The sequence below is a fragment of the Pseudomonas quercus genome (assembly GCF_012033695.1).
GTDB lineage: Bacteria > Pseudomonadota > Gammaproteobacteria > Pseudomonadales > Pseudomonadaceae > Aquipseudomonas > Aquipseudomonas quercus.
Genome location: NZ_JAAVJI010000004.1, coordinates 56,349 through 82,840, shown reverse-complemented (window position 1 = coordinate 82,840; position 26,492 = coordinate 56,349). Strand labels below are relative to the sequence as shown.

Below are 26,492 nucleotides of genomic sequence, written 5' to 3'. Positions count from 1 at the left end.
TCAACCCAGAAAAACCAGGCCGGGGTGATAACAATTGTTTAAGTGGACAGCGCAGGGGGTTCGGCGATCAGCCTTTGCGCCAGCACCACCACCTGTTCGGATAGCGCCATGCCAGGCCCGGTGCGCCAAGAGGCCACGATGTCCATGGCGGGAGGCGACTCGATGCCGTCAAGGGCGCGCAAGGTCCCTGCTTGCAGTTCCGCAGCCACCAGGGGCAGCGGCAGCAGGCCAATACCGAAGCCGTCGCGCACCAGCCGGATAATGGCCGAGGCGGAGTTCACGCAGTTGACTCGCGGCGCCGCCAGGTCGGCGCCGTGCAACAGGTTAAGCACGTCCTGGTGGGGCCGGGAATTGCGGGAAAACGTCACAATGCGCTCGCAGGCCAACTCATGCAGTGCGGTGTAGGGCCGGTTTTGCTCTGAATCGCAGGCTACCACCCACTTCATGTCATAGCGGTCCAGTAGCGCGTTGCGCACGGTGTCAGCGCGCACCATGTCGGTCTGGAAAATGATGTCCTGGTAGCCTTTTTCCAACTGTTCGCACAGGTTACGCGCGGTGTCAGCCGTGATTTCCACCTCTACATTGGGCCAGGCGGCGTTGATGCGCGCCACCAACGGGCTGAGCCAGGTATGGATCACGGTGTCCATGGCTCCGATGCGCAGGTGCCCGCGCCCCAGGCCAGGGTCCTTGAGTGCGGCTTTGAGCGCATGGAGCGTCTCTACCATGCGTTCGGCGTAATCCAGTACCCGCTGGCCCTCGGGGGTCAACGTCACACCCCGGGGGTCACGCACGAACAGGCGGCTGTCCAGTTCTTCCTCCAGCGCGGCGATTCGGCTGGAGATGGAGGCTTGGGTGGTGCACAGCTTTTCAGCCGTCAGGCGAAAGCTCTTGAGGCGCGCTACCCATACGAAGGTTTCAAGAAATCGGATGTTCATGCAGGCGGGGCCCTCCAGGTGCGAGCGAGTATTTACGGAAACGCTCAGGCGCGGCGATCAAGAAAAAGCTATCAGGGGGCACCGGATTTTATCACTGGACGCCAGCCGCGACGCCTTCCAACAATCGAGCCATAACAACAGTGTGTGCAACAACAATAAAAACCTGAAGCCTCTGCCGCCACTTAAAGGCACCCTACATGAACGAAACCCTCAACCTCTGGCCGCTGGCGGGCGTTGCTGTCATCGTCCTCGGCTTCATCCTGCGGTTCAACCCAATGCTGGTCGTAGCCATGGCTGCCGTAATCACCGGCCTGGCCGCGCATTTTTCGCTGGAACACTTGCTGGCAACGATTGGTACCGGGTTCATCAAGACGCGAACGCTACCCTTGATCATTCTGTTGCCCCTGGCTGTGATCGGGTTACTGGAACGCCACGGCCTGCGCCGCCATGCCCAGCACTGGATCGGCCGCTTCCGGCAGGCGACGGCAGGGCGCTTGTTGATTGGCTACCTGTTCGTACGTGAAACCACTGCCGCCTTGGGGCTCACCAGCCTGGGCGGGCACCCGCAGATGGTGCGGCCGTTGCTGGCCCCCATGGCCGAAGGCGCCGCTACCCGCCGCCATGGCCCCTTACCTGCCGCAGTGCGCCACCGCCTGCTCGCCTACTGCGCGGCGACCGACAACATCGGCCTGTTCTTCGGGGAAGATATATTCGTGGCATTCGGTGCTATTGCCCTGATGCATACCTTCCTGCTGGGCGTGGGTATCGACGTGGACCCGCTGCACATCGCGGTGTGGGGTATTCCTACAGCCCTGAGCGTATTTGTGATTCATGGCCTGCGGCTGTACCGGCTCGACCATTACCTGGCACGGCATACCCCCGCCGCGCGCGCGCCTGAGGGTGAGCGCCCATGATTCTGTCCCTTCAATACCTGTACTGGCTGGCTGGGGTAATCCTGGCGATTACCTGCGTAATGACGCTGACCGACAGCGCCCACCCCCGGCGCTGGCGTAGTGGGCTGTTCTGGGGGCTATTCGCAGTGGCCTTTCTAGTGGGTGAGCGCTTGCCGCCGGTAGCGGTCGGGGTGGGGGTGCTGGTGATGGCAGTCTTGGCCGGATGCGGCGGCGTGGCGGTAGGCAGCTACACCCCGTTGGCCGACAAGGCCCAGCAGGCCGTCGCTTCACGCCTGGGGAACCGGCTATTCATTCCTGCGCTGGCCATTCCCATCCTCACGGTGGCCCTGGCCCTAGGGTTGAAAAACATCAAAGTGGGCGACCTTTTTCTGCTGGACCCCGCCAACACCACCTTCGTAGCGCTGGGCATCGCCAGCCTGATTGCCTTCGCCCTCGCCTGCTGGCTCACCCAGGACACGCCGGTGCAGGCCTTGCGCGAATCCAGGCGCCTTACCGAAGCGCTGGGCTGGGCCTTGGTACTGCCCCAGATGCTGGCCATGCTGGGCTTGATGTTCACGGACGCTGGCGTAGGCAAAGCGGTGGCCTACATGGCCAGCACCTACATCAACATGGATTACCGGCTGGTGGCGGTGCTGGTCTATGTGCTGGGTATGGCGCTGTTCACCATGGTCATGGGTAATGGTTTTGCGGCTTTCCCAGTGATGACGGGGGGCGTGGGCGTTCCGATCCTGATAGGGGTATACGACGCCAACCCGGCAGTGGTGGCCGCTATTGGTATGTTTTCGGGCTACTGCGGCACCTTGATGACGCCCATGGCGGCCAACTACAACCTGGTACCGGCCGCCCTGCTGGAGCTGCCGGACCGCTATGCCGTGATTCGGGCGCAGGTGCCTACGGCGGTGGCCATGCTGGTGGTCAATAGCCTGCTGCTGTATGGGCTGATGTAAGGCCGCCCACCGCCTACCTGGGCATTCCACCGGCTGTACCCTTCAAGGCAGGTGCACGGCCGCCTTCGGCAAGGTATGGTTTGCTCAAACCCTGGGGTACCCCCGGCAACTGAGGTGTGGGCGTGTTAAGGAAAGTAGGAATAAAAGGCCGGGTCATCCTGTTGACCATGCTTCCGGCCAGCCTGCTGGCGGTATTGCTGGGCGGCTACTTCACCTGGGTACAGCAGGCCGAGCTTCGTAGCCAACTGATCAGCCGCGGAAACTTGCTAGCCGAGCAACTGGCGCCGCTGGTGGCGCCGGCATTGGCCAACCGTGACGCCGACCGGCTGGAGCGTGTTGCGGCACAAGCGCTGGAGCAGGCCGACGTGCGCAGCGTGGCGTTCCTGGACGCCGACCGCGGGGCGTTGGCCCATGCAGGCCCCAGCATGCTCAACCCTATTCCCGACAGCACCGGGCACCGCCTTGCACAGCGCAGCGGCAGTGACGCCACGCGGTACTTGCAACCGGTGTTTGGCCATGACCGGGACCTGGCAGGTACTCAGGTGCCTGGCGAATCAGAACGGTTGCTGGGCTGGGTGGAAATCGAACTTTCGCACACCAATACCCTGTTGCGTGGCTATCGCATGCTGTTCGCCAGCCTGCTGTTGATCGCCGCCGGCCTGGTGACTACCCTGCTGCTGGCCCTTCAACTGGGCCGCGGCATCAGTGCACCGCTGGGCCAGATAAAAGTAGCGGTGGCGCGCATCAAGGAAGGCCGCCTGGACTACCGCTTGCCCACCCTGGGGAACCATGAACTGGACGAGCTGGCCGCCGGCATCAACCGCATGGCGCAGTCGCTGGAAGAAGCCCATGAAGAATTGCAGCACAGTATCGACCAGGCCACCGAAGACGTTCGCCAGAACCTGGAAACCATCGAGATCCAGAACATCGAACTGGACCTGGCTCGCAAGGAAGCGTTGGAGGCCAGCCGTATCAAGTCCGAATTTTTGGCCAACATGAGCCACGAAATCCGTACCCCCCTCAACGGCATTCTTGGCTTTACCCACCTGCTGCAGAAAAGCGAGCTCACGCCCCGCCAGCTGGATTACCTGAATACCATTGAAAAATCGGCGGACAACCTGCTGGCGATCATCAATGAAATTCTCGATTTTTCCAAGATCGAGGCCGGCAAGCTGGTGCTAGACAGCATTCCGTTCAACCTGCGGGATGTGTTGCAGGACACCCTGACCATTCTGGCACCCGCTGCCCATGCCAAGCAGCTGGAGCTGTTAAGCCTGGTGTACCGCGATACCCCGGTGTCCCTAGTGGGCGACCCGCTGCGGCTCAAGCAGATCCTGACCAACCTGGTGAGCAACGCTATCAAGTTCACGCGCGAAGGCACCATCATTGCCCGTGCCATGCTTGAAGACGATGACGAAGACGACGGTACCGCCCAGTTACGCATCAGCGTGCAGGACACCGGCATCGGCTTGTCCAATGACGATGTACGCGCACTGTTCCAGGCCTTCAGCCAGGCGGACAACTCCCTGTCGCGGCAGCCGGGTGGCACAGGGCTCGGCCTGGTGATTTCCAAGCGGCTGGTTGAGCAGATGGGCGGCGAAATCGGCGTGGACAGCACGCCTGGCGAGGGCAGTACGTTCTGGATCAGCCTCAGCCTGCCCCGTGCACGGGAGGACGTCGAAGACCTGCCCTCTCCTGTTCTGCAAGGCCGGCAGGTGGCCGTGCTGGAGCCACACGACCTGGCGCGCCAGGCCCTTGAACACCAACTGCAGGACCTTGGCCTGAATGTGAACGCCTTCAGCACCGTAGAGCGCCTGGCCGAGGCCGTTGATGCCGCACGCCTGGGCGGGCAACCCATCGAGCTGGCCGTCATGGGCGTTACCAGCCAGCAGCAGCCGCCAGAACGCTTGCGCCCGCGCCTGCGGGAATTGGAGCAACGGGGCTGCCAGGCGCTGGTACTGTGCCCGACTACCGATCAAGCGGCGTTCCACCTCGTGGTACCCAACCCCCACAGCCAGCTGCAGGCCAAACCTGCCTGCAACCGGATCTTGCGCAGGGTACTTACAGAGCTGATCAGCCCTGCCCGATCCCAGCCGCTACTAGACACCGCTGCCTCGCCGGATCGCCCACCGCGCATTCTGTGCGTGGACGATAATCCAGCCAACCTGCTATTGGTGCAAACGCTGCTCGAGGACATGGGTGCCTTGGTACAGGCCGTCGACAGTGGCCAGGCAGCCCTGGAGGCCGTCCAGCAACGGTCGCTGGACCTGGTGCTGATGGATGTGCAGATGCCTGGAATGGATGGGCGTGAAACCACCGAACGCATTCGAAGCTGGGAGGCCGGCCGGCCGGGCCAACCCTTGCCTATCGTGGCATTGACCGCCCATGCCATGGCCAACGAAAAACGCGCGTTGCTGCACAGTGGGATGGACGATTACCTGACCAAGCCTATCAGCGAGCGGCAGCTGTCCCAGGTGGTGCTCAAGTGGACAGGGCTGTCTCTATGCGGCCAGCCTGCCGAGCGCCTGGGCGAATGGGCCATCAGCCAAAGCAATCAGCAGGTGCTGGATCACCAGGAAGGGCTGCGCCTGGCCGCTGGCAAAGAAGACCTGGCAGCAGACATGCTGGCCATGCTGCTGGCCGGCCTGGACGAAGACCGGCAGGCCATCCAGGCCGCCCGCGAGGCCCATGACCACCTTGCTTTGCTTGAACGTGTACATCGCCTGCATGGGGCCACGCGCTACTGCGGCGTTCCCCAGCTAAGGGCAGCTTGCCAACACAGCGAAACCCTTTTGAAACAGGAAGACGCGACAGCCGAAGCCGCCCTTGATGAACTGGACCAAGCCATCGTGCGGCTGGCCGAACAGGCGCGCATCAGCGCCTAGCGGGTACCGAGGTACAAGGTGGTCGCCCGTGCTACCATGCCTGCCCTTTTTCGGAGGCCCTATGGTCGAACACGATTTTCGCTACAGCCTGCTTACCCCACAGCACACGTTGATCGAGTGCCGCGCACTCACGCCAGGCCGCTATCAGGTAACAGGCAACGGCGGCGCCATTCGCCCCGAGGATGTGTTATTGGTCACGCTCAAGGGCAGCAAAACCCTCAGCATGCGGCTGACCGTGGACAAGGTCCGCCACCTGCTAGCCCCTCCTGGCCAGTGGACCGCCGTTGCCCGTGGGCCGGTGTTCAAGGAACTGGCCATCCACACCTGGGACGTAAACTGCGACAGCTGTGGCAAAACCATGAGCGTAGAGTTCGCTGTAGACGGCAGCTTAGGCGAAGCGGCGCTGGCACCTGCGGCGGCAGCGCGTGTGGCCGAACTGGGGTGGCGCGTGGATGGCGGCAAGCATTATTGCCCGGCCTGCTGAGCTGCCAGCGTTGCCAATTGCAGCCTAAGGCCGGCCGCCGTCTGCTCCCCCAGCAAGGTGGCCCGCACCTGGCGCGCAGGGTCCAGTATGAAGGTGACCGGTAGCCCTTGCGCCGCCGGCAGGTGCAATGCCTGGGCAGGGTCCTGTGCCAGGACCCGGTAGGCGATACCCATGCGTTGGGCGGCTTTGAGCAGGTCCTGGCCCTGCAACTGGTCGAAATTCACGCCCAGCACCTGCACCTTTTCCTGTGCCGCTGGTGAGGCCAAGGCATTGAGCTGGGGAATCTCTCGGCGGCACGGCCCGCACCATTCGGCCCAGTAGTTGATGACGAGCCATTGCCCCTCAAGGCTGGTGCGGGTGACCTCCGTGCCCTGCTGGTCCGGGCCCAGGCCCTGGTCACAACCGGCCAGGCAGAATAGGGCCAGGCCTGCCCATACTGCGATCTTGCACCCCCACGCCATGGCGGGCCTCGTTATCCGGAATCAGCGCGGTAGAATACCTGCCACTCGATAGCCAGGCGACCTTTCCATGAGCGACCTCACCCTGTACCACAACCCCCGCTGCTCCAAATCCCGTGCGGCGCTTGAGTTACTGCATGCCCGGGGCCTGGAACCTACGGTGGTGCATTACCTGGAGACCCCGCCCAGTGCCGAAACCCTCAAGGGCCTACTGCAACGCCTGGGTATCCCGGCACGGGCGCTGCTGCGCACTGGCGAGGACGCCTACAAAACCCTGAACCTCGCCAACCCGGCCCTGTCCGAGGAAGCGCTGATAGATGCCATGGTTAGCCATCCCAAGCTGATCGAACGGCCCATCCTGACCCGAGGTGAAAGGGCCGTGATCGGCCGCCCCGTGGACAAACTGCTGGAGTTGCTGTGATGACGACCCCTTATGTGCTGGTGCTGTATTACAGCCGCCATGGCGCTACGCGTGAAATGGCCTTGCAGGTGGCACGCGGCGTCGAGCGCGCTGGCCTGGAAGCGCGCATTCGCACCGTGCCGGCCGTGTCGGCGGACTGCGAAGCCACGGCGCCTTCCGTGCCCGAGCAAGGTGCCACCTATGCCACCCTGGACGACTTGGCCCAGTGCGCTGGCCTGGTGATGGGTAGCCCTACGCGCTACGGCAACATGGCCGCCGCCCTCAAGTATTTCCTGGACGGCACCAACAGCCTATGGCTCAGCGGAGCCCTGTCTGGCAAGCCGGCAGCAGTATTTACCTCCACCGCCAGTTTGCACGGTGGCCAGGAAACCACTCTGCTGTCCATGATGCTGCCATTGCTGCACCACGGCATGCTGATTGCGGGGCTTCCGTACAGCGAGTCGGCCCTGCTAGAGACCAAAGGCGGCGGCACGCCGTATGGCGCCAGCCACCACGCAGGTACAGACGGCAAACGGCCGCTGGATGAACATGAAACGGCATTGTGCCGGGCCCTCGGCCTGCGTGTGGCCGAAGCGGCGCAACGGCTGGCGCTGCCACTGAGGGGGCGCGCCTGAATGCGGGATTACCAGTGGCTGTATGAACACTGCCTGAACCGCTTTGGCTCCGTGCAAGCGTTGGAAGCACGACTGCCTCATCCTCGCTCCGACGAACAGCTGCGGGCCATGACCGATGATCGCTACCTGTCGCTGCTGGCATTGCGGGTGTTTCGGGCCGGCCTCAAGCACAGCTTGGTAGACGCCAAGTGGCCTGCGTTCGAGGCCGTGTTTTTCGGCTTTGAACCAGAAAAAGTGGTGCTGATGGGGGGCGACCACCTGGAACGGCTGATGCAGGACACTCGCATCATTCGCCACTTGGGCAAATTGCGCAGTGTGCTGATCAACGCACAGATGATCCTGGATGTTGGGCAAACCCATGAAAGCTTCGGGGCCTTCATCAGCCAATGGCCGGTAGATGACATCACCGGCCTGTGGCGCTACCTGGTGCGCAATGGCAACCAGCTGGGCGGGCTCTCTGCGCCACGCTTTCTACGCATGGCGGGCAAGGATACGTTTATCCCCTCCCAAGACGTGGTGGCCGCACTCAATGCCCAGGGCATCGTGGACCGTGCCCCTACCAGCCAACGCGACCTTGCCGCGGTACAGAGCGCTTTCAACACCTGGCGCGAGCAGAGCGGCCGGCCGCTATGCCAATTGTCGATGATGCTGGCCTATACGGCGAATCATTGAGCGTTACAGGGCGCGGATAAGCAAGGCCCCTTGAGCTTCGTAACGGTCGCGAGCCTGCCAGGCCTGCCACGGCAGCCTGGCATCAATAACCACCTGCACACGTAGCACGCGCCCTGGCCGGTCGGTGACCCAGGCTTGCCCAGGGACCAGGCTCACGCCCGCGCCCGTTGTTCCCCCGCTTCGCAGCCCCTGCGGCAACAGGGTAACAGGGTAACAGGCTGACCGTCCAGCATGGCTTCACCCAGGCTTGCTTGCAGGCTGCCCTGGCCAAAGGCCCAGCCTTGGCCGGCAGGCACGCCCTGTACGTGAAAACCCGGCCGCTGCCCAGGCTCACAGGCCACGGCCAGTTGCACAACACGGGCAGGCGAACGCCATTCGGCCCCCGCGCGCCCAGGGTAGAGTGGGCCAAAATCTACCGTTGGCTCGCTTAACTGCACGTCACACATCCCCTGAGCGCTCATGCTCACGGCGCTTAGCACTAACACTATCAGCCCGCTTCGCCACATCATGCAGCCTCCTCGATCAGGCATTGGGCCTCGGCGACGTCGTAAGGGGCGTGTTCATCAGCCATCAAAGGCAACTCGAACGCCAGCTGGCACCGCCGCTCCTCATCAAGCTGAATATGCAGCACCCCCGCTTGGTTGGCATCAGGCAGGTACACCTTGCCGCGTGCCCCCACTGCCGTGATCCATTGCCCCTCGGCAGACAGCACTGCGCTGCCTTTAGGTGGTAATTGCCCATTGGCGGTGGTGACCGAAAGCAGTACACGGCGTGTGCGCTGCACGTCGAATGTTACAAAGGGCACGGCCCCCCGGCCTGGGTTAAGGCTTTTGATCGCACTGGCAACATCTGCATCGCGCGGCAAGGTCCGAGCGACCAGGCGCACCTCGCTCTCCTGGTAAGGCGGCACGTGTGCCACAAGGGCACGCCCGTGGCGGTCAGTGTGCACCGAACCCGCTGGCGTCTCCAAGCGCGCACCCGCCACGTCGCCAACCGAAGCGATGGCAAAGGTGTCGCCTAGCGGGGCAGCCCCCAGGGTAATGCCTTGTGCATGCCAGGCTGCCGCGCCGCTGAGCCGGCCTGTGTAGGTACGGTAGCCGCCGCTGCTGTCATTCACGCCCACGCCCACCCGTGCCGTACGACCTTGCCAATCCACATCGCCACCCCTGTCCTGTGTGCCCCCTCGGCCCTCAGCCGCCTGCAAACGATACGTAACAGGCTCCGAAAGGCGGCCACTCAGCGAACTGCCCAGTTGCAGGCCCCGGCCAGCATCACGCGCATAGGCAGACCAGCGCGTGGCAGTGCCCAGGGGCAGACTGAAGGACACATGGAAGCGCTTGTCTCCACGCGCTACTGCCCCAGCGTAGGGCCTCTCGTCAACGGCCGTGCCGATGTCCTGTTCCAGGCGGGCACTCACGCTCAAGGGCCCGAAAGCACGGTTCCACCCCAGGCTCATGACCCGGCTGGACACGCCGCTGAAAGCCTGTACATAGCTCAATGAATAACCACCGAACCAAGGGTGCGAACCTCCCAGCGCCAGGCTCTGGATACGCTGAGCCGACCCACGGCCAGGCCCACGCGCCAGGGTCTGCGCCAGTTCCGTGAAACCTGCGCTGCGCTGGGTGAGGCCAGCACTAAGGCTGAGCCGCTCACCCAACTGATGACGCACGGTTGCTGTAGCGCTCAGGCCAGTAGAATCAGGCCTTTGATCCTGGTAGGACGCTGCCAGCGCCAGGGTGCCGCCGGTGCTGGGCGACCATTGCTGCTCAAGCGAGGCGCCCGTAGAGACATAACCGCTGGTAGCTGCCAGCGCACCTACTGCCAGGGTGCGCTCATGCCCTAGCGCAAACCCACGGCTCACACTGCCTAGCCAGGGCGTGTTGGTAGCGTAATCGCCGTAACTACGGGCTTGCCCCAAGGTAACGGACAGCCCTACAGGAGCCGAGGCATTGGCACTGAAGGCAGCAATGGGCACGATGGAGCGGCGCTCTTGGCCCGTGCTCTCACGCACGATCACCTCTAGGTCCTGCTGACGGTTCAAAGGCTGCACCCCTTCTAGCCGAAAGGGCCCTGAAGGCACCAGTGTGCTGTACACCACTGCCTGGCCTTGGCGCACTTCTACCTGCGCCGGCCCCTGAGCAGTGCCTTCGATAGGTGCTGACGGGCGGCGGCCACGCTCAAGTGCCGTTTCCGGAAGCCACTGCATGCCGGTGACAGGCAGCCCAGCCAGCACACTGTTCTGGACATTGATCTGGCCCAGCTGTAGCAGCGCCCCTTGCTCGGGGAGCGAGGTCTGGGCATAGCCATGCAACCACTGCCCCTGTTGAACGCCGTTGCTTTGGCTGAAACTCTGGCGGCTGCGCACCATCCAGTTGCCGGCATTGAACCCCAGTTCGGTGCCGGCGAACACTTGCTGGCTGGTCCCCCATTGGGAAACCTGCCGCGACCCATAAACGTCATAATTGAACATTGCCGCTGCCCCACCCGAGGTGTAGTTGCCCAAGGCAGCGTTACCTGAGGCCAGGGCCTGGGGGCTGACGATAAGGCTTACCGCCGCGTCCGCTGGCTGCAATTCAACGTAAGTGGACGGGTGGGCGCCCAGAAAATCCTGGCAACCGTTCTCGTCCTCCGGCTCCACGGGTGACGGGAGCGGCCTCAAACCCGCCATGCGTATCAGCGCTGCATCGAAACACAAGTGCCCCAGGCTGTCGAAACGCGCCAACAGTTTGCCCACCTGTCGACCATTGAGCGTCAATGTCACTCGGTGCGTCCCCGGCGTAAAACGCGGCGCCTCACGGAAATAACGGGCCATGGCCGGGTCCAGGCCACGACGGCGCAATTGCGCCTCATCAAACTCCAGCACCTGGGCTGACGCTCCCATTACGGCACTTGAGAACAGGCACATCGCGATGCCTGCACACCTATAACCAGTGCTCATGGCTGCTCAAGAGTGGCTTCATACGGCTGTACTGCATAGCCATACAGGCTGGCCGGTGTGAATTGCACCTTGGTGCCTGTAACACCTGCTCCCAGGGGTATCGCCTGCTGATGGCCGGGCAACAGGTAGGTCGCTGGCAGGCTCAACGGATGCTTGCCGGGCAACAGGCTGATTTCACTGGCCAGGCGCACCACGTAGGGGCTAGGGTTTTCGACCGTTAATTGCCCGGCCACCACACGCCACTTCAGTAAGGCCCAGGGGTCGCGCTTGAGGGGCAGATGCTCCGGGTGAATGATCACAGGCAAGTTATGCTGAATGGTCACCGCCACGTGACCACGCCCATCGGTGCGCCGTGGCGCAATCCCCTCGAACGTGGCGCGCACCATGCGCTGAGTCGTCAGCTCGGCCTCTGGCTGCAGAATGAAGCGAACGCTTTGCTGTTTACCAGGTTCCACACGCGATACCGGCGGCGTTACCAGCAGCAGCTCTTCGGGGTCTTCAGGAAGGTTGACCAGGGCAACGTGCAACAGGGCCGCCTGGTTGTCTGTGTTACGTACGGCAATGGAACCCTCGCCCTCGGCAGCTTTGACCAGTACAACAGTGGTTTCCGGTTGCATGCCAGCGGCGTTGGCTACGTGATGTTTGCCTGCGCCATACAGCGTTACAGCGACCATGGCCAAGGCAATATAACGGCGAAACATTACGCCTCTCCAATAAGTGACTACCGTGCCGGCCGACGGGCTGCCACGGTAGTGCACACGTGATGGTAACCCGGCCTGCACTAAGACGGGCCAACAACACCCGCCGCAGAAACGACCAGTGGCTTACAGGTAGGTCAGCGACATCGTGGCGTTACCTTCGATTTCGATGTTCTCTGACAGGTCTAGGTCTTTAGTTGGCGCGATATAAGCCGACAGATAGAAACGGCCGGTATGGCGAGTATATTGAGCCGGCGTTGTGGTGCCCTCAATGGCATAACTCATCATGTTCTGCCCGTTCGCATTGGCAATCCACGAAGAGACACTTTCCCATGTCGTGCCACCGTTACTGCTGTTGATCAATGGCCCCATGGTCCCATCCGCAGCATCCGAGGCACCATGGTGAACCAAGTGGTAAAATCCGATATTCTTACCGTTGTGTTCACCCAGGCCGAAGCCGGTTGGGTCTTGGCCATAAGCAGTGCCAGCCTTGTTATCTACCCAACTCACCCCTACAGCCCGAGCGCTAGGGCAGGTGGTGGTATAACTCACTTGCATCTCGGGCAACGCCGTTAGTTCTTCCTCGTTCAGATTTTCAGCGCGCACAGTGCCCAAATCGATATCCGGATTCGCCAGGCTAACCGAACAGGCGCCAGGAATAACACTTCCGGTGACTGACAGGGTAACCTCTTCAGCCGCAATTACTGGGGTCAATACTGACGCGCACGCAGCCGCTGCCAAGAGGGTTTTAATCACGTTCATTTAATAACTCCAAGACGTTTCAGAAACCTGACTTACAGGTAACGCAGTGAAATACTCATACTGCCGGCCAACTCCAGGGGTTGCGCCGTGTCGAGTTCGCTTCGCGGTACGATCTTGGGCGTAATGTTTAACGTAGCGCGAGCTGCGCTGAAGGCAACCGGTGGCTTGATCGGAGAAATAGCCCACCCATGCTTAGTATCTTTGTGTAAGTAATTCGCTGGTTCCCAATTGCCCGGTGCGGTTTCGCGCACTAATGTCGCGCTACGTTCGTCATAGTAAACGTTGCTGATGCTAACATCATAATAGCCGACCGACTTTTCGTCTTGGAAACCAAGGGAGAACTTTGTTTTATCCTGTTGCGCCGGGTCTGCCATGTTGTCGGTAATATCGATCAAGGCTGTACTGGAACGCCCGCACGCCACGTCTAGACGCACGCCCTTGCCAGGCAGGGTGGTCCATTCTGTTTCGCTCAGATCGTGGTAGCCGTAGGCACCAAAGTCCAGTGCGCCCCCGTTGCCGAAACTGACATTGCACACGCCGGGGGTGATAGCACCACCCACTGACAGGTTTACGCTGGGGGCTGGGTCGGCGATGGCCACGCTTGATAGCAAGGCCAACGCACTGAGGTATCTGTATCGCATGATTGCTCCCTACTTCTGATTGCCGCTGTACCCTTAAAGGGCTGCTGCAAGGTAGTAGGTAAGCCGTGCACCGTCTTCAGAGAAAGATCCTAAACGGGGCCGATCATAGGGCTTTAAAGGTTCATCAGCTCCACAAAACGCGGCGTTGCGGTTTCATCGATACGCAAATCGGTGAAGTTGAACAGGTCCCGGTCCGCCAACTGCGAGGGCACTACATTCTGCAGGCCACGGAAGATGCTTTCGGTACGGCCTGGGTGCTTGCGCTCCCACTCCACCAACATGTCCTTGACCACCTGGCGCTGCAGGTTCTCCTGGGACCCGCACAGGTTGCACGGAATGATGGGGAACTGCTTGAGGTCCGAATACGCCTGGATGTCTTTCTCGGCGCAATAAGCCAGTGGCCGGATCACCACGTTTCGGCCGTCGTCGGCCAGCAACTTGGGCGGCATGGCCTTCATGGCACCGTTGAAGAACATGTTGAGGAAGAACGTTTCCACGATATCGTCGCGGTGGTGCCCCAGGGCCATCTTGGTTGCGCCGATTTCATCGGCAAAGGTGTAAAGGGTGCCCCGACGCAGGCGGGAGCACAGGGAACACGTGGTCTTGCCTTCCGGGATCAGTGCCTTGACCACCGAGTAGGTGTCTTTTTCCAGAATGTGGTACTCAACACCCAGTTGCTTGAGGTAGGCCGGCAACACATGCTCGGGAAAGCCGGGCTGCTTCTGGTCCATGTTCACCGCCACCAGCTCGAACTTGATGGGGGCTACCTTCTGCAGGTGCAGCAGCACGTCCAGCATGGTGTAGCTGTCCTTGCCGCCGGACAGGCACACCATGACCTTGTCACCCTCTTCGATCATGTTGAAATCGGCAACCGCCTCTCCTGCCAGGCGACGAAGGCGTTTTTGCAGTTTGTTTTGATTGACCGAGAGGGTGCCCATGGTGGAAAGATCCTGATACGTGCCGACAGCGGAATACGAAGGCGCGCATTCTACCTGTAAATGCCTGACGAGCGTAGGCAAGGCTGACCACCTGCGGGTGCCGAGTGGCTTGGGCCCGTCAAACCCGGCTCAACCGCCCATACCCCCCTACCGCCAGCACCACAATGACCGCACCTAGCCCTGTGACGGTGGACAGGGTATTGCCGAAGGCCAGGTAATCGAAAGCTACGGTTAAGACCGGAACCAGGTAGAAAAGAACCGCCACCTGGCTGGCAGACCTTCTCGACAACAGATAAAACAACAGCAGCACGGCGCAGACCGAAACAACCACGATCATCCACCCGGCGGCCAGCACGAAGGGCACGGTCACCTCAAGGTGAAGGGGTGTGAAGGGCAAACCCAGGGTAAATATCAGGGCCGCCAGCAGGGTCTGGTAGAGTGCTGACACCAGGGGGTCTACCGTCGACGCCTTTTGCATCACGGCGCCGGTGCTGATGGACAGCACGGCGACCACGCCGAAGACAAGGCCAAGCCCAGTGACGGCCCCCACCTCGCGCGCGCCTGCCACCGCGATAACCAGGCCTATCAAACCCGCTAGCAGGCAACACATGCCACGCCATGGCAGGCGCTCACGCGCAATGAGCGGTGTGAGCACAGGCTGCAGGCCCAGCACAATCGCCAACATGCCAGGCGTGAGCTGGTAGTGCAGCGCTAGCACGTACGCCGTTTGGTAAACGACCTGCATCAATAGGCCAATGGTCAGCACACTCAGCAATTCCCGGGGGGCAAGCTGCACCTTGCGCAGAAAGCCTGCCTTGCGGAAAAGCCCGATGCACACCAGCAATAGCAAGGCCGCAGCGCCCACCGACCTAACGGCCAGGAACACTGAAACGGACGCATATTGCAGCCCCAACGCTGCGAATACAGCGCCGCTGCTCCACATCAAGAGAAATAGAAAAGGCGATACGCGGTCCAGGGTCATGGCAAAGCTCCAGCCTATGCGGGCCAATCATTCAAGACATACCGTTCACCCACCTCCCGGGCTTCGATCAGGTACCGGCGCAACGTGCGTGCTTTATCCAGAAGAATGGCATCCCTGTCATTTCCGCAGCGGCCACCAGCCAGTCGTGGCAGGCCGATACCGGTACGTCATAGGTAAAGTGATATTTGGACAGAAGGAAGAGCACGTCCTTGAACGTGTGCCTGTTCAGTAACCGTGCGGCGGCCGATAGCATGCCCTCCATCGCCGCGTGCTCAAGCGGCATTCTCTTGACATGCCAGGCCTGCCGAGGGGCAATGAGTTCGCGCGGCCGCGTAAAGATAGTCGGTGCCTCTACGGGTTGGTCGAACACATAATCCAGGCATAGAAACAGGCGGCTGTTGGTCCCGAAGTTTACCGCTGAATGATTGATTCCAGCACCCAGAAACCACACTTCCCCAGCCTTCATCTGAAAAACGCCCGATTCATCGGAATGAAAAGCCTGCGTGTTGTTTTCAAGGGCAATGAACACGCGATAGTACTGCCTGCCTTGTTCCAGCTCTACAAAGTCTCGGTGCGGAACTACCATGCCATCTATGAGGTTTCTAGCGCGAACCATGCGCAAGTGCTCGAACGTGAAATGACATAACAGGCGCTGGATGGCCGGGCAACGGGCAGCATGTTCAGTGGGCAGGCAGGCGTTGGCATTTCGATACTGGCTATCCCCCGCACGCCCGCTGTTGTTATATATAGAAACATTTTTCCAGTAGCCTTGGCCAAACTCATCGTATATTTCCGGTGCCTTGTGCACTGAATTGAGGTAATTCACGTCGGCGTCAAGACCAAACTCCGCCAAGTTAATTACACCTAGTATTTTTGATGGCATTAAGTGCGCTCCTAAGAAGAAGCGCAACAGTACCGAATCCATTGACGAAAGGATCGCGCATATTCATCATGCAGGCCATCTTGAATCGTGATAAAGGAAGAACGACTCTTGACTCTGGACATGAACCAACTCCGCGCCTTTGTAACAGTTGCCGAAGCAAGAAGCTTTTCGAAAGCCTCTCAACGGCTGCATCGCGTGCAGTCCGCTGTTAGCCAACAAGTGCAGAAACTGGAGCGCCAACTGGGCGCAGAGGTATTTCTGAGAGAAAAAACTGGACTAGTGCTGACAGTACAGGGAGAGCGCCTACTGAACTACGCGTTGCACATCCTGGCCCTCAACGACCAGGCGGTTAGCGCGTTGACAGGCGACGCCCACAAGGGCCTGGTTCGTGTCGGCACCTCCGACACCTACGCCCATCGGTTCTTCTCGGGCATTCTGCGCACCTGTGCGCACCGTTTTCCGACATCGAAGTCGAGGTCAACTGCGGTTACAGCAGTGCCATCTGGCAGCAATATGAAGCTGGGCTGCTGGATATCGTATTAACGCAGGGTTGCCCTGGCAGCATTGCCTCGGAGCTGCTGCACGCCGAGCCACTAAGCTGGATCTGTGCTCGCGGCAGCCGTGCCGCCACCCTAGACCTGCTACCCTTGGCACTGTTCACTCAAGGCTGCGGGGACAGAGACATCGTATTGGCCGCGTTGAACCGTGCAGGCATCCGTTACCGGATTGCCTACCACAGCACCAGTTATGCCGGCATCGTAAGCGCTGTGGCCTCTGGAGGCTGTGTATCAGCAGTATCATCGCTTGCTGCAGGCGAGGCGTTCGAAACACTCGGGCCAGCCGACGGGCTGCCTGCACTGGGCAACCTGGACATTTCCCTGGCCTGTCACCGAGCCTGCTCCGGCACGCCCGCACATACGTTGGCCGAAGTAATAAGGCGTTACTTCCAGGCTCTGCCGCGCAGTGAAGGCTGTGACTTATATCAAAGCGCTGTGGCTGTATGACCGCGTGGCTGGCACTTACCGTGAACAGTGACCAATGGCTCAGCTATCCAAAGCCCTACAAGGCATAATTGCGGCTTGCGGAGCGCTTACCTATGCCAGACACCCTTCTTATCCAGGTTGAAGCCTGCTACATACAGGCCGAAACCTTCTTCAAGCGCCCGTTCAAGCGCCCGGTCGTCAGCCTCGAACTGAAGGGGCAGAAGGCCGGCGTAGCGCATTTGCACGAGAACAAGCTGCGCTTCAACCGCGAGCTGTACCAACGCAATACCGAAGATTTCCTGCGCCAGACTGTACCCCACGAGGTGGCTCACTTGGTTGCCCACCACATGTTCGGAGACCGAATCGCCCCTCACGGCCAAGAATGGCAGCTCATCATGCGGGGGGTTTATGAACTGTCGCCGTTGCGCTGCCACAGCTATGAAGTCAAGCGTCGCCAGGTGTTGCGCTACCTGTATCACTGCCCCTGCCCAGGCAGTGAGTTCGCCTTTACCCCGCAACGCCATGGCCTGGTACGCAAGGGCCGTCGTTACCTGTGCCGGCAATGCCGGCACACATTGGTGTTCAGCGGGCAAACACGGGTGGAATGAAAAAGCCCGGGCACAGGCCCGGGCTTTGTTCCGCATGCAGCGCGCTATTACAACCGGGTGCCCTCGGCAACTTTCAGATCATCTTCGGGCTTGTTCAATTCCAGCGGGGTGCCGCCAGAAGCCAGCTCACGTTGCAGCGTGCCTTCGTCCAACTGGCCTACCCATTTGGCAACCACAACGGTGGCAACGGCGTTACCTACCAGGTTGGTCAGTGCACGCGCCTCGGACATGAAGCGGTCGATGCCTAGGATCAATGCCAAGCCAGCGACCGGCAAGTGACCTACGGCGGACAGGGTGGCAGCCAGTACGATAAACCCGCTACCGGTAACGCCTGCGGCCCCTTTGGAAGAAAGCAACAGCACCGCCAGCAGGGTGATCTGGTGGGTGATGTCCATGTGGGTGTCGGTGGCCTGTGCGATAAACACAGCCGCCATGGTCAGGTAGATGGAAGTACCGTCCAGGTTGAAGGAGTAGCCCGTGGGAATGACGAGGCCGACTACCGATTTCTGGGCACCCAGGCGCTCCATCTTGGCCAGCATGCGCGGCAGGGCCGATTCGGACGAAGACGTACCCAGCACGATCAGCAGTTCTTCACGGATATAGCGAACCAGCTTCAACACACTGAAGCCATGGGCACGGGCGATAGCGCCCAGCACCACTACCACGAACAGCACGCAGGTGATGTAGAAGCACAGCATCAACTGGCCCAACTGCACCAGTGAACCCACGCCATAGTTGCCGATGGTGAAGGCCATGGCGCCCAGTGCGCCCAGCGGTGCCAGCTTCATGATCATGTTGATGATGTTGAACATCACATGGGCGAAGCGATCGATCAGGTCAACCAGCAGTTTGCCGTAGCTGCCCAGACGGTGCAGGGCAAAGCCGAAGATCACCGAAAACATCAGCACCTGGAGGATATCGCCGTTGGCAAAGGCGCCGACAATGGTGGTAGGAATCACGTTGAGCAGGAAGCCCACAACGCTTTGGTCAGCACCCTGGGTCACATAGCTGGCGACCTTGGAGGCATCCAGGGTAGCGGGGTCGATGTGCATGCCGGCCCCTGGTTGCACCACGTTGACCACGATCAGGCCAATAATCAAGGAAATCGTGGACACGACTTCAAAGTACAGCAACGCGTAGCCGCCGGTCTTGCCCACGGCCTTCATGTTCTGCATGCCGGCAATACCGCTCACCACCGTACAGAAGATGATGGGGGCAATGACCATTTTGATCAGTTTGATGAAGCCATCGCCCAAGGGCTTGAGCATAGTGCCTGTCTGGGGATAGAAGTGGCCAAGCAGCACACCGATGATGATCGCGACGATCACTTGGAAATACAGGGACTTGTAGAGCGGCTGACGGGTCGTCATGGCGGTTTCCTCAAGTGTGACCAGCAGCGTAGGCCGGGCACAGCGACACATGAAGCGGAACCCTCCTCAGTGGAGGGATTTGTTCTGGGTCCTCACCTGCACGGCGGGCCTTGCCTATTGCATCGCAAGGCTCATGCCAACGCAGTACCTCGCGTGCCAGAACCCCTATGCTCAGGCCTTCAGCAAAGCGCCCACGCAAAGCATCCAAAAACAAATGGCGGAAAATCGCCATCGCCCTCCATTACCCGGTAACACCTGGCGGATATCCGCCACTACACTTTGGCAAAGCTGATACGGAACCGCGCCCCGCCCAGTGGCGAATCTTCGATTGCCAAGGTGCCCTGGTAGCTGCGGATGATGTCTTGGGCCATGGCCAGGCCAATGCCCTGCCCGGGGTGCTGTCGGTCCAACCGCTCGCCGCGCTGAAGAATACGCCCGCGTTGTTCCGGTGCAATGCCAGGGCCGTCGTCCTCTAATAGCAGCTCCAGGCGCTGGCCGATCACGCTCAAGCTTACGCTGATGTCTTCGAGGCACAGCCGCCAGGCGTTTTCCAGCAGGTTTCCGAGCAATTCCATCAATGCCCCTTCTTCGATGGGCAGAAGGCCCGGCGGCGCCAGTACGATATGCAGGTTCACCGGCTTGCCGGGGTACACTTTGCGCAAGCTGGCGGCCAGGCTGTCCAGTACAGGCCGCACCTGAACCTGGCGGCGCACCAGCCCGCCATGGCGCACGTTGGCCCGTTGAAGCTGGTAATCGATCTGTTGGCTCATGCGCGCCACTTGCCCCCGCAGGATACTGGCATGCTTGCCCTCCTCCCCTTGCGCGGCGCGCCCTGCTAACGTTTCGCCAATGCCTTGCAGCACGCTCAACGGGGTCTTGAGGCTGTGGGCCAGGTCCCCGAGGGAGTCCCTATAGCGCTGGCGCTGTTCCCCCTCGCTGGCCAGCAGGCGGTTCAGGGAACGAGTAAGCCGCAACAGCTCGCTGGGATGGTGTTCGCTCAACCCCTCCCGCTGCCCGGCTTCGATTTCATCCAGCTCATGGCTCAGGCGACGTAGCGAGCGCAAGCTCCAGGTCATGCCCGCCCAGAACAGCACCAGCAAGGTGAGCAGCGCCGCGCCGAAGCCCAGGTACAAACGGTCACGCAGGGCACCCAAGGTCCGTTGATAAGGCTCTACCGATTGCATGGCGACAAAACTGAACGCCGCCCTTTGACCCCCTAGCAGCTTTACTTCCACGTCATAGACCCAGTAGGCGTCACCGTCGCGCGTGGTGTAACGGGAAAAGCGGTTGCCCTGCCCATCGTACTGCGGGCTGTACTCAGGCAACGGGGAACCGGGGCTGTGCCACAGCAGCGCGCCTTGACGGTCGAACACATAGCTCAAGGAACGCTCGGCAGGGACTTCGAAACGTTCGTCCGGCATGGGCACGGGCATCTCCAATCGACCGTTTTGCAGCCGGGCGGCAGAAATCAGCGTGGTCACCTCCGTAGCCAAGCGCTCCTCCACCGATTCGCGAAGCGCCAGGCTGAAGGCCCCTTGAAGGGCAGGCAGCAAGCCGAGCATGAACAGCACCGCCAGCAGAGCCCCGGCCAGCATTAGCCGAAAGCGTAGGGAACGGATCACCGGCAACGCTCGGTGAACAGGTAGCCCAGGCCCCTTACGGTATCGATGGGTTTGAAACCGTCGGCCACTTCAAGCTTGCGCCGGATCCGCCCTACCAAGACTTCGATCACGTTGGGGTCGTGTTCCCCATCGTCTGGGTACAATTGCTCCATCAGGCGTTGCTTGGCGACCACTTGTTGATGGTGGCGCATCAGGTATTCAAGAATGCGGTATTCAAACGCTGTGAGCACCAGCGCCTCGTCTTGCAGGGTGGCCTGTTTGCGGTTCAGGTCCAGCGCCAGTGGGCCGGCCACAATGGTGGGCTGGGTGAAACCGCTGGCCCGGCGCAGCAAGGCGCCCAGCCGGGCTTCCACCTCTTCGAACTGGAACGGCTTCACCATGTAGTCGTCAGCACCGGCGGCCAGCCCCTCGACCTTGTCCTGCCAACTGCCCCGGGCCGTGAGTACAAGAATGGGAAACACCCGCCCTTGGGCGCGCCACTGGCGAATCAGCTCAAGGCCTGACAAGCCGGGCAGGCCCAGGTCCACGATGGCCAGGTCGAAGGTGGCGTCTGCCGCGTGCTGCAAGGCCGCCCTGGCGTCCGCTACGGCTTCAACAATATGGCCACCCTCGCTCAGGCGGGTATGCAGGTGGTGGCGCAACAAGGCCTCGTCTTCGACCAGCAGCAGTTTCATGCCCGTACCCTATGTGCTTCCAGGCTTCAGTGGGCGGCAAGAGTAACCTGCCTTTCCTTGAGCCGCCATCGGAGCGATACGCACACTGGCGGCCGTGAGCCTGTGCCAGCCCCAGGGCTCAGTTCAAGGCGCGGGCCAACCGCTTCACGCCCTCTTGAATCTGCTCCAGGCCTGGGGCTGCGAACGAAAGGCGGAAGCGGGAAGGGTTTGGCCGGTCAGCATAGAAAGCGCGCCCTGGCACGAACATCACATTGTGCGCGATGGCCCGGTCGAACAGGGGCTGGGCATCACTGCCGTCGGCCAGGCGGCCCCACACGAACATCCCCCCGGCGGGTGCTTCTACGTCCAGGCGCCCGCTGAGTGCGGCGAGGCCCTGGAGCATCTGCGCACACTTCTGGGCATAGCCCTCGCGCAATACCGGAAGATGGCGTTCAAGGGCACCGCTGGCCAAGTAATGGGCGGCAATCTGCTGGCTGATGGGCGAGGTACACAGGTCGACCGTCTGCTTGGCGATCACACAGCGCTGCCTGACCGGCGCAGGCGCCACCATCCAGCCTACCCGAAGCCCAGGCGCCACGATCTTGGACAAGCTGGACAAGTGCACGACCCGGCCTTCGGCACCTGGGACCTGCCCAGACAGTGCCAACAACGACGGCACCGGTTCCCCGGTGAAACGCAGCGCCCCGTAGGGGTCGTCCTCCACCAGCAGCACGTTGTGCTTGGCTGCCAGTGCCAGCAGTTCCAGGCGTCGCGTGTGGGGCATGCAGGCGCCGGTAGGGTTGGCGAAATCCGGCACGCAGTAGAGCAGGCGGTAGTGCCCTGGTACTGCCGCCCCTAACAGCTCGCCCAAGGCCTGGGTGTCCAGCCCCTGCGCGTCGCCAGGTACGCTGGTGACAGGGCAACCGGCCAGGCGGAACGCCTGCAGGGCGGCAGGATAGGTTGGGCGCTCTACCAGTACGCCGTCACCGGGGGCTAATAGCACACGAATCAGCAAGTCCAACCCTTGCTGGGAACCGGTGGTGACTACTATGTCATCAGCCGCCACGGCCGTGCCCCGCCGCGCCATCAATGCAGCCAGCTCCAGGCGTAGCGCGGGTGTACCTTCGGTCGCGCCGTACTGCAGGCTGGTGGCAGGCTCACTCATGGCCTTTGCGCTGGCGTCGGCCAAGCCTTGGGCATCGAACAGCCCCGGCGCTGGATAGCCACCTGCAAAGGAGATCATGCCGGGCTGCGACAGGTACTTGAACAGCTCGCGAATCGCCGAGCCACTGGGTGCTTCGAACGCCGGATTGAAACGGTACCGCTGCGCCATGGCACTCATCACAGAGCCTCTGATGTGCAAAGGCCCAGTATTCGGGAGGCAGAACCGGCCGGCAAACGAGCAATCCTCATCACGTCATGCCCTGGCGGCATGAAGAAGGCCTTTGACAAATAACAGCCTCTGGGGATACTGAGGCGTGTTATAGGACAACCGATAACGATAACAACAGGGGCAATCATGACCGCATCCAGCTACACCGCCACCCACTCCCGCCGCCTTCTGCTCACCGGCGCCGCAGGGGGGCTGGGCAAAGTGCTTCGGCACACGCTAAAACCTCACGCTTCTTTGCTGCGCCTGTCCGATATCGTGGCGCCCGAGGCTGCCCAGGCGTACGAAGAGGTCGTGCTGTGCGACCTAGCCGATAAAGCGGCAGTGGACCAGATGGTCAAGGGCGTGGATGCCATTCTTCACTTTGGCGGCGTCTCCGTTGAGCGCCCCTTTGAAGAGATTCTCGGCCCTAACATCGCGGGCACCTATCACATCTACGAAGCCGCTCGGCGGCACGCCGTGAAACGCGTGATCTTTGCCAGCAGCAACCACGTGATCGGTTTTTACAAGCAGACCGAAACCATCGATGCATTGGCCCCGCGGCGCCCTGATGGCTATTACGGTTTGTCCAAGTCCTACGGAGAAGACCTGGCAACGTTCTATTACGACCGCTACGGCATCGAAACCCTCAGCATTCGTATCGGTTCTTCATTCCCAGAGCCTCAAAACCGACGCATGCTGTGCACCTGGTTGAGTTACGAAGACCTGACCCAGTTGATCGTCAAAGGCCTGGAGGCCCCGCACCTGGGCCATACCGTTGTATTCGGCATGTCTGATAACCCTCAGGTGTGGTGGGACAATCGGTTGGCTGCTCACTTAGGGTACGAACCCCAGGGAAGCTCGGCGCCGTTCACGGCCAAGGTGGAAGCGCAGCCGCCTGTGGCGGCCGATGACCCAGCAGCGGTGTACCACGGGGGTGCGTTTACCGCCCAAGGCCCGTTTGAAACCGATTGACTAGGTGACAGGGTGCTCCGGGCACCCTGCACATGATCTACAGCCTTTAAGGCCTGAACACAGCCCTCAAGCATTGGTCGCCTTTTTCCTTGAACAACGCATAGCCTTGGGCGCTGTCCTCCAGGTCCATGGGGTGTGTAAGCATCCAGGACGGGTCCAACCGGCCCTCTTGAATGTGTGTGAACAGCTGGTTCGCATAGCGCTGCCCCGGCTGCTGCCCTGAGCGCAGGGTCAGGGCCTTGTTCATCACAGCCCCCATGGGGAATTTGTCCATCAGCCCCCCGTACACGCCAACCACGCTGACGGTACCGCCTTTGCGACAGGCCCGTATGGCTTGGCGCAGCACCGTGCCGCGCTCGGTGTGCAGCCGCATCAACTGCTTGGCCTTGTCATACGCATAGTCGATTTCGGTGCCATGGGCTTCCATGCCAACGCAGTCGATGCACCGATCGGGGCCACGGCCCCCTGTAAGCTCAAGCAGTGCCTGGTGAATATTGGTGGTTTCGTAATCAAGGGTAATAGCACCCCCTTTACTTTCAGCCAGGGCTAGGCGGTCGGCCAGCCGGTCAATGGCAATGACGCGCTCGGCACCGAGCAGGTAGGCGCTGGCAATCGCCATCTGCCCCACCGCGCCGCAGCCCCATACCGCAACCGTGTCACCGGGCTGTATGCCAGCATTGTCGGCCGCAAAATAACCTGTGGGTGCCGCATCGGAAACGAACACCGCCTGTTCATCGGTGACCCCGTCGGGCACCTTGAACAGGTTGGTGTCCGCATAGGGCACACGGATGTAGGTTGCATGGCTGCCCGCATACCCGCCAAAGGCATGGCTGTAGCCAATGATGCCGCCGCAGGGCTGACCATAGGCCGTTTCAGTCACGCAGGGGTTGGGGTTGGAGTTGTCGCAGCAGGAAAAATCCTGACGCACACAATGTTCGCACTCACCGCAGCCAATGATAGACACCGTGATGACACGATCGCCCTTCACGACGGTTTTTACGTGAGCGCCTACCTCCACCACTTCCCCTAGAAACTCATGGCCCAGAATGTCACCGGGGTGCATGGTAGGAACGTAGCCGCCCAGCAGGTGCAGGTCCGAGCCACACACTGAAGACAGGGTAACCTTGATGATCACGTCCTGTGGGTTGAGGAGCACAGGGTCCGGTACGGTGTCCACCTGCAGTGAGTTAGGGCCTTGCCATGTGAGCGCGCGCATCAGCGTTGGTCTCCATCAGGTTCGTTCGTTGCAGAGCGGTCCGCGTCGGTGCTGTGATCGGCATGAATGAACAGAAAGTCCCGTGCACCGTGCCGTGGTCGGTTGGTCGCCAGTTCACCGGTTTCGATCTGCTGTTTGAGCGCGCGCAGCAGGTACAGCAACGCTTTGTGGCTAAACCGGCTGATAAGGGACGCGACCGCATAACCCGCAGGCCCACGGGGCGGCTGGGTCGCCACCACCAAGCGAATTTCAGTGCCGCGGCCATTGGGTGCCTCGGTAAAGCGGGCGTCTGCCTCGTGCTGCCACACGCCGTTACCCGGCGTATTCCAACGCAAGGCGCGGCCCTGTTGTGGCTCGCTCTGGACCAGCGTCCAGCGGTAGCTGCGCTCGCGAGGCCCGCGCAATGTCCATTGATAGCGGTCGTCACCGGTTTGCTCAATGGCGTCCACCCAAGGAATCAGCGGGCCGATATTGGCCGGGTTACGGCACCACGCGACCACCTCATCCACGGGCCTGTTGACGGTGATACTACGGCTGATGACCTTGCTGCTGGGCCACCCCGTTTCGGCTTCCCATTCTTGTTCCATAGGGGTATGGGCCAGGGTGGCTTTCAATGCGCAGCGGCCTTGGTAACCGCGCCAAACCGACCAGCCGGCGAGCAGTACCTGGGCAGCGCCAGCCACGCCACGGGTGCGCAGGCCATTGAGCAACAGCAGGCTACCCCCTGCCAGGCACAGCGCCCGTTCTGGTGGGCTGAGGGTATCGGCACCCTCAGGTGCCTTGATTGATGCAAGTGAGGGGCGAGGCTTCATTAGCGCTTCCTTTTTGTAGGGGCTTTCAAAGGAGAGGGGCCAAGTGGCCAGGCGTTCCATCCCATCGGCAGCTTCCTGACCAAATCCTGAAGGCGCTAATACACAAACCCGCTAAACATTTGTGCTGCACGCAGGGTCTCACGCTAGCGATTAGCCAGTTGGATGGAGTACCGGAACGTGAATATCGTCTGCTTGGGGTGGGGCTCGCTGATCTGGAAGCCCGGGGCATTGCCCGTGGACGGGCCATGGTTCGAAGACGGCCCGGCACTGCCCATCGAGTTTTCCCGTGTGGGTGACGGTGGAGAACTTTCGACCGCCTTATGCATCAATGCCGAGCCGGTGCCTGTACTGTGGGCCAGGTTAGCCACGGCCTCCCTGGCGCAGGCCTGCCAGGCGCTCAAAGAACGTGAGGCCATACCCGCTGCCCGGGACGCCGGCATTGGTTGCCTACTGGTAGACGCCCAGGCCGCGGGGTACGTAGGTGAGTGGGCCAAGGCGCGGGGGATCGAGGCGGTGATCTGGACCAACCTGCCACCGCGCATTCACGACGTAGAGGGCCAGGTGCCCACGTGCAGCGAAGCGCTGCGGTACCTCACGTCACTTCCCGCGGATACACAAGGCCATGCCCGCACCTATATTCAAAACGTTCCCGCCCAAATTGACACGCCCTACCGGCGCGCTTTCGCGCAAACACTGGGCTGGACCTGACCTT

29 protein-coding genes are annotated in these 26,492 nt (G+C 61.2%); 12 read left to right on the top strand and 17 right to left on the bottom strand.

The genetic code is table 11. The annotated features are described in order from the left end of the window. Window positions 1-38: 38 nt before the first annotated feature. A complete protein-coding gene (locus HBH25_RS09160) occupies window positions 39-935 on the bottom strand; it encodes a LysR family transcriptional regulator (RefSeq protein WP_168083609.1) in 897 nt (298 codons plus the stop codon). Window positions 936-1,132: 197 nt separating this feature from the next. Between HBH25_RS09160 and HBH25_RS09155 the strand changes: the two genes are divergently transcribed. The 4 genes from HBH25_RS09155 (at window position 1,133) to HBH25_RS09140 (ending at window position 6,165) form a co-directional block, all read left to right on the top strand. Continuing rightward, a complete protein-coding gene (locus HBH25_RS09155; protein ID WP_168083608.1) occupies window positions 1,133-1,849 on the top strand; it encodes a DUF969 domain-containing protein in 717 nt (238 codons plus the stop codon). Next, a complete protein-coding gene (locus HBH25_RS09150) occupies window positions 1,846-2,796 on the top strand; it encodes a DUF979 domain-containing protein (RefSeq protein WP_168083607.1) in 951 nt (316 codons plus the stop codon). The genes HBH25_RS09155 and HBH25_RS09150 overlap by 4 nt, the downstream gene beginning before the upstream one ends. 122 nt (window positions 2,797-2,918) lie before the next feature. Then, window positions 2,919-5,681, top strand: a complete 2,763-nt coding sequence (locus HBH25_RS09145; protein ID WP_168083606.1) for a response regulator — start codon at window positions 2,919-2,921, stop codon at window positions 5,679-5,681. A 61-nt stretch (window positions 5,682-5,742) separates the two neighbouring features. Then, window positions 5,743-6,165, top strand: a complete 423-nt coding sequence (locus tag HBH25_RS09140; protein ID WP_168083605.1) for a hypothetical protein — start codon at window positions 5,743-5,745, stop codon at window positions 6,163-6,165. On the opposite strand, the gene HBH25_RS09135 is transcribed toward HBH25_RS09140, so the two are convergent. Continuing rightward, window positions 6,147-6,626 carry a TlpA family protein disulfide reductase gene (locus HBH25_RS09135; RefSeq protein WP_168083604.1) on the bottom strand — a complete coding sequence of 160 codons (480 nt, stop codon included), beginning with the start codon at window positions 6,624-6,626 and terminating at the stop codon, window positions 6,147-6,149. The two genes, HBH25_RS09140 and HBH25_RS09135, sit on opposite strands and share 19 nt — an antisense overlap. A 67-nt stretch (window positions 6,627-6,693) precedes the next feature. On the opposite strand from HBH25_RS09135, the gene arsC reads away from it, so the two are divergent. The 3 genes from arsC to HBH25_RS09120 are packed head-to-tail and all read left to right on the top strand — an operon-like array spanning window position 6,694 to window position 8,330. Next, complete coding sequence (gene arsC, locus HBH25_RS09130; protein ID WP_168083603.1) at window positions 6,694-7,044, top strand: arsenate reductase (glutaredoxin); 351 nt, start codon at window positions 6,694-6,696, stop codon at window positions 7,042-7,044. Then, window positions 7,044-7,658 carry an NAD(P)H:quinone oxidoreductase gene (gene wrbA, locus HBH25_RS09125; protein ID WP_168083602.1) on the top strand — a complete coding sequence of 205 codons (615 nt, stop codon included), beginning with the start codon at window positions 7,044-7,046 and terminating at the stop codon, window positions 7,656-7,658. The genes arsC and wrbA overlap by 1 nt, the downstream gene beginning before the upstream one ends. Further along, window positions 7,659-8,330 carry a DNA-3-methyladenine glycosylase I gene (locus HBH25_RS09120; protein ID WP_168083601.1) on the top strand — a complete coding sequence of 224 codons (672 nt, stop codon included), beginning with the start codon at window positions 7,659-7,661 and terminating at the stop codon, window positions 8,328-8,330. Between the two features lie 3 nt (window positions 8,331-8,333). On the opposite strand, the gene HBH25_RS09115 is transcribed toward HBH25_RS09120, so the two are convergent. From HBH25_RS09115 to HBH25_RS09075, 9 genes are all read right to left on the bottom strand, one after another. Then, window positions 8,334-8,486: a hypothetical protein gene (locus HBH25_RS09115; RefSeq protein WP_168083600.1), complete on the bottom strand. Its 153-nt coding sequence runs from the start codon at window positions 8,484-8,486 to the stop codon at window positions 8,334-8,336. Continuing rightward, window positions 8,483-8,839 carry a DUF1120 domain-containing protein gene (locus HBH25_RS09110; protein WP_168083599.1) on the bottom strand — a complete coding sequence of 119 codons (357 nt, stop codon included), beginning with the start codon at window positions 8,837-8,839 and terminating at the stop codon, window positions 8,483-8,485. The genes HBH25_RS09115 and HBH25_RS09110 overlap by 4 nt, the downstream gene beginning before the upstream one ends. Beyond that, window positions 8,836-11,268, bottom strand: coding sequence for a fimbria/pilus outer membrane usher protein (locus HBH25_RS09105; RefSeq protein WP_168083598.1), 2,433 nt, complete (start codon window positions 11,266-11,268; stop codon window positions 8,836-8,838). Before HBH25_RS09105 ends, HBH25_RS09110 begins: the two co-directional genes overlap by 4 nt. Beyond that, window positions 11,265-11,969 carry a fimbria/pilus chaperone family protein gene (locus tag HBH25_RS09100; protein WP_168083597.1) on the bottom strand — a complete coding sequence of 235 codons (705 nt, stop codon included), beginning with the start codon at window positions 11,967-11,969 and terminating at the stop codon, window positions 11,265-11,267. Before HBH25_RS09100 ends, HBH25_RS09105 begins: the two co-directional genes overlap by 4 nt. A 123-nt stretch (window positions 11,970-12,092) precedes the next feature. Further along, a complete protein-coding gene (locus HBH25_RS09095; protein WP_168083596.1) occupies window positions 12,093-12,728 on the bottom strand; it encodes a DUF1120 domain-containing protein in 636 nt (211 codons plus the stop codon). A gap of 32 nt (window positions 12,729-12,760) precedes the next feature. Further along, complete coding sequence (locus HBH25_RS09090) at window positions 12,761-13,369, bottom strand: DUF1120 domain-containing protein (protein WP_168083595.1); 609 nt, start codon at window positions 13,367-13,369, stop codon at window positions 12,761-12,763. 113 nt (window positions 13,370-13,482) lie between these two features. Next, on the bottom strand, window positions 13,483-14,307 hold the full coding sequence (ttcA, locus tag HBH25_RS09085; protein WP_168083594.1) for a tRNA 2-thiocytidine(32) synthetase TtcA: 825 nt from the start codon (window positions 14,305-14,307) through the stop codon (window positions 13,483-13,485). A 118-nt stretch (window positions 14,308-14,425) separates the two neighbouring features. Beyond that, window positions 14,426-15,289: a DMT family transporter gene (locus HBH25_RS09080; RefSeq protein ID WP_168083593.1), complete on the bottom strand. Its 864-nt coding sequence runs from the start codon at window positions 15,287-15,289 to the stop codon at window positions 14,426-14,428. 67 nt (window positions 15,290-15,356) lie between these two features. Then, window positions 15,357-16,214 (bottom strand): aspartyl/asparaginyl beta-hydroxylase domain-containing protein, encoded by an 858-nt coding sequence (locus tag HBH25_RS09075; RefSeq protein ID WP_168083592.1) that lies wholly within the window; start codon window positions 16,212-16,214, stop codon window positions 15,357-15,359. A gap of 78 nt (window positions 16,215-16,292) precedes the next feature. On the opposite strand from HBH25_RS09075, the gene HBH25_RS09070 reads away from it, so the two are divergent. The 3 genes from HBH25_RS09070 (at window position 16,293) to HBH25_RS09060 (ending at window position 17,763) form a co-directional block, all read left to right on the top strand. Next, window positions 16,293-16,715 (top strand): LysR family transcriptional regulator, encoded by a 423-nt coding sequence (locus HBH25_RS09070; protein ID WP_168083591.1) that lies wholly within the window; start codon window positions 16,293-16,295, stop codon window positions 16,713-16,715. Further along, entirely contained in the window at window positions 16,616-17,176 is a 561-nt protein-coding gene (locus HBH25_RS09065; protein ID WP_168083854.1) for a LysR substrate-binding domain-containing protein, read from the top strand. Before HBH25_RS09070 ends, HBH25_RS09065 begins: the two co-directional genes overlap by 100 nt. 92 nt (window positions 17,177-17,268) lie before the next feature. Next, entirely contained in the window at window positions 17,269-17,763 is a 495-nt protein-coding gene (locus HBH25_RS09060; RefSeq protein WP_168083590.1) for a SprT family zinc-dependent metalloprotease, read from the top strand. Window positions 17,764-17,810: 47 nt separating this feature from the next. Here HBH25_RS09060 and HBH25_RS09055 read toward each other — a convergent pair whose 3' ends face one another. From HBH25_RS09055 to HBH25_RS09040, 4 genes are all read right to left on the bottom strand, one after another. Further along, window positions 17,811-19,133 carry a dicarboxylate/amino acid:cation symporter gene (locus tag HBH25_RS09055; RefSeq protein WP_168083589.1) on the bottom strand — a complete coding sequence of 441 codons (1,323 nt, stop codon included), beginning with the start codon at window positions 19,131-19,133 and terminating at the stop codon, window positions 17,811-17,813. 272 nt (window positions 19,134-19,405) lie between these two features. Next, a complete protein-coding gene (locus tag HBH25_RS09050; RefSeq protein WP_168083588.1) occupies window positions 19,406-20,755 on the bottom strand; it encodes an ATP-binding protein in 1,350 nt (449 codons plus the stop codon). Then, on the bottom strand, window positions 20,752-21,429 hold the full coding sequence (locus HBH25_RS09045; protein WP_168083587.1) for a response regulator: 678 nt from the start codon (window positions 21,427-21,429) through the stop codon (window positions 20,752-20,754). The genes HBH25_RS09050 and HBH25_RS09045 overlap by 4 nt, the downstream gene beginning before the upstream one ends. 118 nt (window positions 21,430-21,547) lie before the next feature. Continuing rightward, complete coding sequence (locus HBH25_RS09040) at window positions 21,548-22,750, bottom strand: aminotransferase-like domain-containing protein (RefSeq protein ID WP_229631867.1); 1,203 nt, start codon at window positions 22,748-22,750, stop codon at window positions 21,548-21,550. A gap of 177 nt (window positions 22,751-22,927) precedes the next feature. Between HBH25_RS09040 and HBH25_RS09035 the strand changes: the two genes are divergently transcribed. After that, window positions 22,928-23,752: an NAD-dependent epimerase/dehydratase family protein gene (locus HBH25_RS09035; RefSeq protein ID WP_168083586.1), complete on the top strand. Its 825-nt coding sequence runs from the start codon at window positions 22,928-22,930 to the stop codon at window positions 23,750-23,752. Window positions 23,753-23,798: 46 nt separating this feature from the next. Here the strand turns inward: HBH25_RS09035 and HBH25_RS09030 are convergent, their stop codons facing one another. Both HBH25_RS09030 and HBH25_RS09025 read right to left on the bottom strand, forming a co-directional pair. Beyond that, window positions 23,799-24,968, bottom strand: a complete 1,170-nt coding sequence (locus HBH25_RS09030; protein WP_168083585.1) for a zinc-dependent alcohol dehydrogenase — start codon at window positions 24,966-24,968, stop codon at window positions 23,799-23,801. Continuing rightward, on the bottom strand, window positions 24,968-25,780 hold the full coding sequence (locus HBH25_RS09025) for an SRPBCC family protein (protein ID WP_168083584.1): 813 nt from the start codon (window positions 25,778-25,780) through the stop codon (window positions 24,968-24,970). Before HBH25_RS09025 ends, HBH25_RS09030 begins: the two co-directional genes overlap by 1 nt. Window positions 25,781-25,957: 177 nt before the next feature. Here HBH25_RS09025 and HBH25_RS09020 point away from each other — a divergent pair, with 177 nt between their 5' ends. Next, window positions 25,958-26,488: a hypothetical protein gene (locus HBH25_RS09020; RefSeq protein ID WP_168083583.1), complete on the top strand. Its 531-nt coding sequence runs from the start codon at window positions 25,958-25,960 to the stop codon at window positions 26,486-26,488. The last annotated feature ends 4 nt before the right edge of the window (window positions 26,489-26,492 follow it).